The organism is Psychrobacter sp. AOP3-A1-26 (assembly GCF_052378235.1).
Classification (GTDB): domain Bacteria; phylum Pseudomonadota; class Gammaproteobacteria; order Pseudomonadales; family Moraxellaceae; genus Psychrobacter.
The window spans coordinates 1-1206 of record NZ_JBQSXN010000177.1; the positions used below are offsets into that span (position 1 = coordinate 1).

A 1206-nucleotide genomic window follows, 5' to 3' on the forward strand; every position below is an offset into this window, starting at 1 on the left:
AATATATTACCAGCAACAGCTAATTCGGAAACGATTACCTGTAAGTAAGAAGTTCATATAACTTTGCCATCTGCTCTTATTTATCACTCATCGCTATATTTTATGAGGCAAAGCTGCTATAACTAAAGAGATTGTAATTAAAAACACGATAGGATGCTTTATGTCATTGCCAACCGCCTTGTTCAAATCGCTTGCTAGCATTAAAAAAGACTTAAAAGAAGATATCGACGCGGTCTTTAATCGCGATCCTGCAGCGCGTAATAGCTTAGAAGTTGTCTTAACTTATCCTGGCATCCACGCTCTTATCTTGCATCGCGGTGCCCATTGTCTGTGGCAAAATGAGCAGAAACTTGCAGCGCGTGTGATCTCTTATGGTTCACGCATCATCACTGGTATTGAGATTCATCCTGCTGCCACAATCGGTAAACGCTTTTTTATTGACCATGGCGTTGGTGTGGTCATTGGTGAAACTGCTGAGATTGGCAACGATGTCACTTTATACCATGGCGTCACCCTTGGCGGTGTCTCTTGGAACAATGGCAAACGTCATCCAACTTTGGAAGACGGGGTCATCGTTGGTGCAGGTGCCAAAGTATTAGGCCCTTTCACTGTAGGTAAAGGCGCTAAAATTGGCTCAAATGCCGTGGTGGTAAAACCTGTACCAGCTGGTGCCACCATGGTAGGCAGTGCCGCTCGGATGATTTCTGATCATCACGATGAAAAAGGCAACCCATTGACCACTAAGGTGCAAGATACCAAGCAACAAGAAAAAGTTGCACAAGCAGGGACAACTGATAACCAGCAGGATAAAGACTCAAGCCAAAGCACAGTACGGGCGACGGCGTTTCAGGCTTATGGTATTGACCCTTCTTCAAACGACCCTGTTGCTGAAGCTTTTGCTAAAATGCTCGAGCATATTCAGCAATCAGAAAATCGTCTCGATCAGCTGCAAACAGCAATGTGCAAGATTGACCCAGAGTTCTGTAAGAAAAAATACGATAAATTGTGTTTAGAGGATTTAGACGTAATTGGTCAAAAAGATATGGATGAGGCGGACGCTGAGCAGAAGTAAGCCTAGCGTTAAGTCACTGATTGACGCTCGCAAGAACAGATATATTATAGTCTCAAGCTAAAACCCGAAGCCATTCATAACTATTGGCTTCGGGTTTTTTATAATGGAAACAGAAAGCCGTATTTATTAGTTTA

1 protein-coding gene is annotated in these 1206 nt (G+C 43.2%); it reads left to right on the forward strand.

The window, feature by feature from the left end:
• Nucleotides 1–199: 199 nt before the first annotated feature.
• Entirely contained in the window at nt 200–1072 is an 873-nt protein-coding gene (gene cysE / locus ACT3TU_RS14160) for a serine O-acetyltransferase (protein ID WP_413038380.1), read from the forward strand.
• Nucleotides 1073–1206 lie beyond the last annotated feature (134 nt).